The sequence below is a fragment of the Asticcacaulis sp. genome, assembly GCF_020217185.1.
In the GTDB taxonomy this organism is placed as follows: domain Bacteria; phylum Pseudomonadota; class Alphaproteobacteria; order Caulobacterales; family Caulobacteraceae; genus Asticcacaulis.
The window spans coordinates 1-10,000 of record NZ_JAIWNX010000230.1 but is presented as its reverse complement, the minus strand read 5'-3'; the positions used below and the strand labels follow the sequence as shown (position 1 = coordinate 10,000).

The window sequence follows — 10,000 nt, the reverse complement described above, 5'->3', positions numbered from 1 at the left end:
CTCGCCCCTTTTCGGAGCCGTTTGTGTCGCTCCACCCCCCTTCCTTCGCCACCGGTTCTGCGTCGCGTCCGAACCTGTTTGTTAAGAGGGCGGCGTCTGGCCTGTCTCCCGTTTTGATTTGTCCGCCGGTGTCCGCGCGCCGTCGTCCCCCTCCCCGGACGACCGCCGGGCCACCGCCCCGCAGATTGCTCAGGAGCCTCACAGGTATGATCCGCAGCCCCTCCCCCCGCCCCCTTTCCACGCGCCTGAAAAGCGCCTCCGCCCTGACTGCGGTGGCCCTGCTGGGCCTGTCCGGCGTCGCCTTTGCGCAGGAAGCCGCCCCCGCTGCCCCGGCCAAAGAAGACATTGAAACCGTCATCGTCACCGGCACGCGTCAGTCGCAGCAATCGGCGATCAATCGGAAGAAAAAGGCCGGCACGGTCTCTGACTCCATCGTGGCCGATGATATTGCGCAGTTCCCGGATAAGAATGTCGGCGAAGCGCTGGGCCGCATTACCGGCGTTCAACTGGCTCGCGATTTCGGTGAAGGCAACTCGGTCTCCATCCGCGGGGTGGAACCCGATCTGAACCGTGTCGAAATCAATGGCATGAGCACCCTGTCCACGGCGGGCAACCTCAATACCTATGGCGGCGGCGGGCGTTCCAATGACTTCCGCGAACTGGCCTCGGAACTGGTGCAGTCAATCGACGTGTTCAAAGGCTTCACGGCCGATATGACCGAAGGCGGCGTCGGCGGTACAGTCAGCGTCAAAACGCGCAAACCGCTCGACTTCAAAAAGCCGACCTTCTCCATCACCGCCTCGCTGCAAAACCTTGACACAGAAGATGGCTGGAAGCCACGCAGCAACTTCTTCGGCGCGACGCGTCTGCTGGATGGCAAGCTGGGGCTGATGGCCAACATCACCTTCGATGATGTCGATACGCGCGGTGACTATCTGCGCAATACGGCCTGGGTGCGTCTGGCCGATCTCGACGGCTCGGCGGAAAAAACGGCCAACTATTACTCTCCCACCGACTCCGCCGCCAATATCGCGGCCTATAATGCGATCACGACGCAGGCCGGGTGCAATTCGGCCTATCCCGGTTCCGGCAGTGCGGTGACGGCACAGCGCAACAACTGTCTGTCGCAATGGTACGACTACAATCCGCGCGTGCCGCGTTACGGCGTGTGGACCCGCAATGACCAGCGCGCCTCGGCCGAATTCGTTGCGCAGTACCGTTTTACTGACCGCATCGACGCCTATGTCAGCTATAACCGCAATACCCGCGACCAGAGGCTGAACGACATCAACTATGGTACAGACTTCACCTCGGTGAACCGCCTGTATAATGTCACCTCAGCGACCAATGCGGCCTGCGGTTCCACCGTGCCTGCCGGATCGACCACTGTGGTCAATCACGTGGTAAGCAGCTACACTGCGGGTAACTGTGTGACCACCACCGGCCGCGGCGGCTCCAACGCTTTCAGCGTCAGTGCGCGCGATTTCAAATACACCACCGAAAGCGACTATTACGGCTTTGGCGCCAACTATAAGGGCGATCGCCTGAAGGCGGAGTTCCAGGGCTCGGTGGCCAAAACCGACACCGTGTCGCAAACCAACAATGTCAGCGTCAGCTACAACGTGCCCGGTCTGGTCGTAAGCCTCAACAGCGCGGGCGCGCCGGTCTTCACCTTCCCCACGGGCTATAGCCCGACCGACGCCTCTGCGGTCAGCCAGTGGCAGATCCAGTATCGTCCGTCGAATGCCCATTCCGAGGAACAGCAGTACAAACTCGACTTCGATTATGACACCCGCTGGCCGATCATAGACAAGATCGAATTCGGAGCCCGTGCGACCGATAGCGAAACCTATGGCTACGGGGCACTGACCTTTGGCGGTGGCGACGGGATGATCCTCAGCGCCGGCAGCAATCTGGCATCGGCCACGGACGACACCGTCGTCTATGCCAACCAGATCAACTCAACAGCCACCATTTCCCCCAACCAGACCGCCGATCAGACGGCCGCCGCCGCCGCGGCTGCCGCGTATCAGACCGGCTACTGGTCCACGACCGAAACTTGGTCGAGAAACTTCTCAAACAGCGTCTTCGCGGCGGCCATGACGCCGCTGTCTTCCAGCTTCTACTACGGCGGCGGCAATATCCCGACCACCTGGAACTATCCGGACTTTGCGACCGTGGCGCAGTACCTCGATACGTCGCACTTCAATCTGGACAATCTGGAAACGACGACGGGCAGCGACGGCAAAACCTATAACCGCATCCCTTACCGCGTTTCCGAAACAACCGACGCGCAGTATCTAAAGTTCAACTACGCCTTCCCGTGGAATGGCTGGGACGTGAGCGGGAATTTTGGCTGGCGTCGCGTCAATACGCAAACGACGGCTTCGGGCGTCAATACGCGTCAGGAAATCCGTTACAACAGCGCCAACGTGGCCACCACCTACACCGTATCCAACAGCCAGACCTCCATCACCAAGGATTATACGGTGTGGCTGCCCAGCTTTAACGCCGGAGTGTGGTTCATCCCGAACACGCTGTCGGCGCGTGCGGGCTTTGCCGACCTGATGGCGCGGCCGTTGGTGAACTATCTGATGCCCTCGGTGACCTGCACCATCAACTACACCAATGACGGTACGGACTCCGATACGGCCGACACCTGCGTCGCGGGCAACCCGTCGCTCAAGCCTTACCGCGCCAAACAGTATGACCTGAGCTTCGAATATTATCCCAACAAGGATACGCAGGTGACGCTGGGGCTGTTCTACAAGAACATCAAATCCTTCTATGTCTCTTCGCGGGTTCCGGTGGGGCTGGTCGATTACTTCGGCGATGGAACCCAGTATTCCCTGACCACCTATATCAATGGTGAGGGGGCCAAGATTTCGGGTCTCGAACTGACGGCCAAAACCGCCTTCACCTTCCTGCCGGGCTGGATGTCGGGCTTCGGCGCCGATGCCAACTACACCTATCAGGAAGCCAAGGATGTCGGCCTCTACAGCCAGCTTGACGGCTCACCCCTGCCCTTCCCCGGTCTTTCGACCGACAGCTATAACTTCACCTTCTGGTACGACAAGGGCCCGATCAATGCGCGTCTGGCCTATAATTACCGCTCGAAGTGGCTGGTCAGCGCCGCCGACAGCTATGGTCAACCGCTCTATCGTGACGAAACCGGCTATCTGGATGGCAAGATCACCTGGAAGCCCGGTCCGCGCGGCCTCAGCCTTTTTATGGAAGGTAAAAACCTGACCAAGGAAGAGGAGACCACCTCCACCGGGGTAGGCAATCTCCTGACCGAGCAGGGCTATTTCGGTCGTCGCTTCTTTGTGGGCTTCACGATCAAACGTTAAGCGCTCTATTTCCTCCCAAACTCACCGCCGCCTGTTCATCGCAGGCGGCGGTTTTTTGTCGCCGGAGCCTTGCGCGGTTTTTATGCGACGGCCGAACGGCGGCATTTTGGCCTTATCAGACGCGTGAGAGGGTGAACCTCAGTACACGGGCCTTTCGGCTCCTGACTTTTGAGGAGGCTATTTCCATGAACGAGAATTCCATCGGCTGGCTGACAGCCCTGATCGTCGGTGCCTTTGCCGGCTGGATCGCCGAACAACTGATGAAGTCCGAACAGGGTCTGTTCATGAACATTCTGCTGGGGGTCATCGGGGCCGCCGTAGCCAACGGGCTGCTGGCCATCCTCGGCATCTCGTTCGGCGGCGTGATCGGCTATCTGATCGCCGGTGTTATCGGGGCCTGTCTTCTGATTGCGCTCAGCCGCATGTTGCGCGGTCGCCGGGCGTAAGGCGCCTGAACCGTCAAATGTCAAAAGCCTGCTCCGTAGGGGGCAGGCTTTTTATGCCTTCAGGAAACGCTTGGCCAGCGCCTTACGCCGCGCTTCACCGGCGGCGCGGGCCTTTTCGACCTCGACCAGTTCGGTCGTGGCCAGAAGGTGCTCGATCACGCGGTCCATATGCTCACGCATGGCCTGACGCGCCGCGTCGGGCGAGCGCTTTTCCAGCGCCTCAATGATCTGGCTGTGCTCGGCGACGCGCGCCTTCATACCCAGATTGGCCGTGCGCGCCAGAATGTTGCGCGCCAGCGGCGAACGGTAGCGCCAGTCCCACAGGTTCTCAACCGACGAGACAATCGCCCCGTTGCCCGTCACCTGCGCGATCAGCATGTGAAATTCGCGGTCAGCGCGCTCGGAAATCGCCGGAGACGGGTCTTCCATGCGCCGCGCCAGCTTTTTCAGATCATCAAGCTGTTCATCTGTAATCAGGGTGGCCGCCAGCGCCGCCACCTCGCTTTCGAACATGCGGCGCGCCTCAATCAGCTCAAAGGCACCGATTTCGGAGTCGGACATGGGCAGGGGGTCAGGCGACACCGCCTTGACCACGATGCCGTGGCCCTGACGCGCCTCGATATAGCCCAGGATCTCCAGCGCGATCATCGCCTCACGCAGGGTGGGGCGGCTGACCTTGAACTGCACGGCCAGCTCGCGCTCGGTGGGCAGGCGGTCGCCCGCCCTATAGACGCCGGAGCGGATTTCTTCGGCGATGGCGTCGGCGATGCGTTTGTAACGTTTACGATTGTCAGACATGGGACCGTTATCAGGATTCGCCCAACTATGCCCCATCGGACGGTATTTTGAAACGAAAAAGGTGCGTTGAGCGTTTACACATTGTCAGACCAATAATGGATTCAATCGGCAGAACATCCCTTTAACTGCCCATGTAATGTCAGCAGGAACCGACTTAATTTATCGCACAAATCAATGGATTTGTAGTATTATTCATGACTTTTGCCACAAATGTGGTTACATATATCGCACTTATTGGACTGTTTTTATTTGAAAAATTTTTACAACTTCATTGCGATGACCAAAAAGCGACAATCTAACAAATATTGGACTGACCTAATTGACAGATGAAATCTGACCCCTGTATGAATGTGAGCGTTACCATAATAAAGACGGACCGGCCTGCGGCCTGCAAAACCGTCAACGATCCAACAGGAGGAACCCCATGGTCCGTCAAAACCCGCGCGTTCTGCGCGCGACCCGTCTTGCCTTGATGTCAGCCACCATTCTGGCCGGTTTCGGCTACGGCGCGGCACAGGCCCAGAGCGCTGACACGTCTGCCAGCACCGATGTCACCGAAGTGGTGATCACCGGCTATCGCAAGAGCCTTCAGGACGCGACCCGCGCCAAGCGCAACTCGGTCAACTTCTCGGACTCGATCTTTGCGCAGGACATCGGCAAGTTCCCGGACCTCAACCTGGCGGAATCGCTGCAACGCGTGCCGGGCGTGCAGATTTCGCGCAACGGCTATACGGGTGAAGGCACGCAGGTCAACGTGCGCGGCCTGGGCGCAAGCTTCACCAAGATCGTGCTGAACAATGCCGGCGTGGCGGTGGCCTCTGACGGCGGCATCGACGGCGGGGCCTCCAACCGCGAAGTGGACCTTGACCTCTTCCCGTCGGAACTGTTCACCCGCCTGACCGTCTCCAAGACCCCGACCGCCAGCCAGCTCGAAGGCGGCATGTCGCTGGTCAATCTGCAAAACGCCCGCCCCTTCGACAACAAGGGGCAGCACCTGACCGTTTCGGCTTCGGCCTCCTATGGCGAAGCCTCCGGTGATTTTTCGCCGCGCGGGGCCGTCACCTTCTCCAAAACCTGGGACAAGTGGGGCGTGCTGATCGGTCTGGCCGGTTCGCGTCAGCGCACGCGCTCGGACGGATTTGACTCGGTAGGCTGGAGCAATGCCAACCTCGCCTGCCCAACGACCGACACGGCGTGCAGCAACGCGCAGGGCAACAATTTCAGCTTCGCCACCGTCGTGCCGGCCAATGCCGGCAACGGCCTGACGACCGGTGCGACGCTGGACCTGAACGCGCTTCTGGCGCTCAATCCCGGACTGACGGCCAATCAGCTCACCAATGCCATGATCCCGCGTCTGGGCCGTCTCAACTACGTCGATGGTCACCGCGATCGCCTGACTTTGATCACCGCCGTCGAATACCGCCCTTCGGACACGCTGCGCTTTGCGCTCGACATCATGGCCGCTTCGGCCAAGGGTGACTACGACCGGTCGAGCTTTAACTGGTTTGTGCGTAACTCTTCGACGGCGGCCACCGGCGGCATGGTGCCGATCAATCTGAAGGTGGATGCCAATAATGTGGTCACCTCCGGCACCTTCGCCAACTCGGCCATGTTCGTCGAAGCGCGCAAGTTTGACGAGCGCCTTGATTTCGTCAACGTCAACCCCAGCCTGAGCTGGCAGATCACGCCGAAGCTGCGCCTCGACGCCGCAGCCAACTACACCCACTCTGTCTTTTTCCGCGAAGCGCCCAGCTTCCTGTTCAATACGCCTTTCAATTCCGGGCTGACGATTCAGTACACCAATGACGGTATCATCCCGACGATCAAGCCGAACAAGAATATCGCCGACCCCAACCTCGGCTGGACCTGGAACCGTGTAAACATTCAGAACGTCAAGCGTTCGACCTACACGGCCGGTGCCCACGCGGACATGACCTATGACTTCGAAAACGGATCGTCGCTGAAGTTCGGGGCCGCCTATGACGAAGCCGATCGCAAGATCACGGCCTTCGACAACTCGGCCAACTACCAGACCGCGGCCTTTGCCGCCGTGCCGCAAAGCGCCATCGCCAGCTATCTGGGCGTCGGCCCCGCGTCGGACTTCACGCACATCCTCGATGGCACACCGGGCTTTACGCAGTACATCCTGCCCGATCTCAACAAGCTGAAGGCCGCCACCAACTACGCCGCCTTCAACACCGGGGCGCCCTTCACCAACAACTCGGCTCTGGGCACGCCATCGGGCGCCATTAATGAAAAGAACAAGGGCGTCTATATCGAATATAACACCCAGATTCCCGTCGGTGATCTGGTGTTCAAGGTCAATGCCGGTGTGCGCCGCGCCGTGACGGATCAGACCGTGACCGGCCCGGTGACGATCAATGGCGTGCGCCAGTTTGTGACCATGGAGACAAACTACAGCGCTAACCTGCCGTCGCTCAACGTCACCACCATGCTGACGGACAAGCTGCAACTGCGCGCCGCCGCCTCCAAGACCCTGACTCGCGCCAACCCGAACAACCTGCTGCCCGGCCTCAGCTTCTCTGATCCGTCGGCGCAAACGGCCTCCGCCGGCAACCCGTCGCTGCAACCCTACTATTCGGAAAACCTCGACTTCGGGGCCGAATACTATACCGGTGGCCTCGGTTATGTCAGCGTGGCCGTGTTTAAGAAGACGGTCACTGGCTATACCGTCGTGCAGCAATCGACGCGTAAATTCAGCGATCTCGGCATCGACTTTGCGTCCCTGACGGCCCAGCAGCAGCAGGCGATCAATGATCGCGGCGGCCCGGCCACCGCTGACGTTTTCGTCAACCAGCCGGTCAATGTGAACACGATCAACCTGACCGGCATCGAACTGGGCTGGGTGCAACCGCTCGACTTCATCGTCGATGGTCTGGGCTTCAGCGCCAACTACACGCATCTGGACGACGAAAACGACGGGGCTTCGGCCCAGCTGTCGCCGCAGACGGTCAATGCTACCGCCTACTACGAAAACGACCTGTTCTCGGTACGCGCCAGCTATGTGTGGTTTGACGAACGCATCGCCGCCGGCGCCCCGCAAAACGGCCTGATGCTGCCGCTGATCGCCACCGACCGCGGTCAGGTCGATCTGTCGGCCAGCTACAATGCCAACTGGTTCGGCCAGAAGGGGCAACTGACCTTCGAAGCCACCAACATCACCAACGAGCCGTTCCGTACCAATTTCGGTTACGCCAACGCGGCCTATAGCCACTTCAACCCCGGCGCCACCTATCACTTCGGCTGGCGCAGCAAGTTCTGATCTCCTCCGACTCCCCCCTGAGCGGACAGGCTTTTGACGGCCTGTCCGCCTTTTTTTCTTTACGATACGTGCCCGGCCCTTTTGGCCCTTCACAAATAAGCTGACGACTTTTATCGCGTCAGGGAAAACTGTGCATGACCTCAGCCATTCCAACCACCCGCCGTGCCCTGCTGACAACGGCCGCCGCCGCCAGTCTCTTGCCAAAGGACTCAGTCGCCCGCACGCGAAACGGACGTGAACGCCTGCCACTCAATGACAACTGGCGCTTCCGGCTGGGCGATCCTGAGGGCCTCGATGGGGCGCTCGATTACGACATCCGCCCGGAGATCAAAAAGAGCGAAGATGGCAAGGAGGCGGACGCGCGTCCCGTCGATGCCACGCAGGTGAGCGCCACGCGGCCTGTGCTGAAACCGTGGATACTGCCCACGGCCAATCCGTTTATCTCTGATCCCGACAAACGCCACACACGGCCCGAAGGTCATCCGGGAGCGCAGGTCAGCTGGGTCAAATCCACCTTTGACGACTCCGGCTGGGAGGCGGTCGCCCTGCCCCACGACTGGGCCATCAAGGGGCCGTTTCTGGAAACGGGTCCCTATGGCGGCATGGGCCGGCTGAAAACCTGGGGGCCGGCCTGGTATCGCCGCCGTCTGGAGGTTTCGGCTTCGGATAAAGGGCGATGCCTCTTCCTCGATATCGACGGGGCCATGTCCTATGCCACCGTGTGGTGCAATGAGCGCCTCGTCGGTGGCTGGCCCTACGGCTATAATTCCTTCCGTCTCGACCTGACGCCGCACCTGAATTACGGCGGCGCCAACCACATCGTCATCCGCCTGGACAACCCGCCGGAGTCGGCGCGCTGGTATCCGGGGGCGGGGCTTTACCGCAATGTCTGGCTGGTTAAGACCGACAGGGTGCACGTGGCGCACTGGGGTACGCAGATCACCACGCCGCGCGTCTCTCAGGACGAGGCCACGGTCTATATCGTCACCCGCATTGATAATGACGGCACCGAAGCGGCGGACATCACGCTTGTCACGCGCCTCTACGCGCTGGATGCAAAGGGTAAGCCCACGGGCCGCGCCGTCAGCGAAACCCCGCGCCAGTCGGTGCCGGTGGCGGCCGGATCCCATACCATTGTCAAAGCCTCGGCCACCGTGTCAAAACCCCGCCTGTGGGGACCGCCACCGGCGCAGGCGCCGAACCGCTATGTTGCGGTGACGAGCCTGATGCAGGGTACGCGTGAAATCGACCGCTATGAGACCCCCTTCGGCATCCGCAGCCTGCGCTTCGATGCGGACAAAGGCCTTTTTATCAATGACCGGTTTGTGCCGCTTCAGGGCGTCAATAACCACCATGACCTCGGCGCACTGGGGGCGGCGTTCAATGTGCGGGCCGCTGAGCGGCAACTGGAAATGCTCATGGAGATGGGGTGCAATGCCCTGCGCATGAGCCACAACCCGCCCGCCCCGGAACTGCTGGACCTGTGCGACAGGATGGGGATTGTGGTGCTAGATGAGGTGTTCGACTGTTGGGAAAAGCGCAAGACGCCCCTCGATTTTCACCTGATCTTCCCCGACTGGCACGAGGCCGATCTGCGCGCCATGCTGAGGCGCGACCGCAATCACCCCTCAATCGTCATCTGGAGCGTTGGCAATGAGGTGGGCGAACAGTATTCCGGCGAAGCGGGGGCACAGATCGCCCGGCGGCTGGTGAAGATACTTCGCGAGGAAGACACCACCCGTCCGGTCACCAATGCCATGAACTGGGCGCAGGCCGACATGCCCCTGCCCGCCGAGATGGACGTGATCAGCCTCAACTATCAGGGGGCGGGCATCCGCAGCCTGCCCAGCAAGTTCCCGGCCTTCCGCGCCAAATTCCCCAACAAGATCATCCTGCACAGCGAAAGCGCGGCGGCCTTGTCGAGCCGCGGTGAGTATCAGTTTCCGGTGCCTGGCACGAACAGCGGGCCCGTGCGCCCCGGCGTCGGCGGCGACCCCAAAACGCATCAGGTCAGCGCCTACGAGCTGTTTGCTGCCGACTTCGGTTCGTCTGCGGACCGCAACTGGGCGGCGCAGGATCAGAACCCTTACGTAGCCGGTGAGTTCGTATGGACCGGCTGGGAC

Annotated in this window: 5 protein-coding genes; 4 read left to right on the top strand and 1 reads right to left on the bottom strand. The window is 60.6% G+C overall.

Going from position 1 to position 10,000, the window contains the following annotated elements:
• Positions 1–206 precede the first annotated feature (206 nt).
• Both LDL37_RS11350 and LDL37_RS11345 read left to right on the top strand, forming a co-directional pair.
• Positions 207–3,350, top strand: a complete 3,144-nt coding sequence (locus tag LDL37_RS11350; RefSeq protein WP_290798224.1) for a TonB-dependent receptor — start codon at positions 207–209, stop codon at positions 3,348–3,350.
• Positions 3,351–3,535: 185 nt separating this feature from the next.
• On the top strand, positions 3,536–3,796 hold the full coding sequence (locus tag LDL37_RS11345; protein ID WP_290798221.1) for a GlsB/YeaQ/YmgE family stress response membrane protein: 261 nt from the start codon (positions 3,536–3,538) through the stop codon (positions 3,794–3,796).
• A gap of 51 nt (positions 3,797–3,847) precedes the next feature.
• Here LDL37_RS11345 and LDL37_RS11340 read toward each other — a convergent pair whose 3' ends face one another.
• Complete coding sequence (locus LDL37_RS11340) at positions 3,848–4,594, bottom strand: FadR/GntR family transcriptional regulator (protein WP_290798218.1); 747 nt, start codon at positions 4,592–4,594, stop codon at positions 3,848–3,850.
• A gap of 424 nt (positions 4,595–5,018) precedes the next feature.
• On the opposite strand from LDL37_RS11340, the gene LDL37_RS11335 reads away from it, so the two are divergent.
• Entirely contained in the window at positions 5,019–7,877 is a 2,859-nt protein-coding gene (locus LDL37_RS11335) for a TonB-dependent receptor (protein WP_290798215.1), read from the top strand.
• 134 nt (positions 7,878–8,011) lie between these two features.
• A partial coding sequence (gene galB / locus LDL37_RS11330) for a beta-galactosidase GalB (RefSeq protein WP_290798212.1) occupies positions 8,012–10,000 on the top strand: 1,989 nt, incomplete at its 3' end.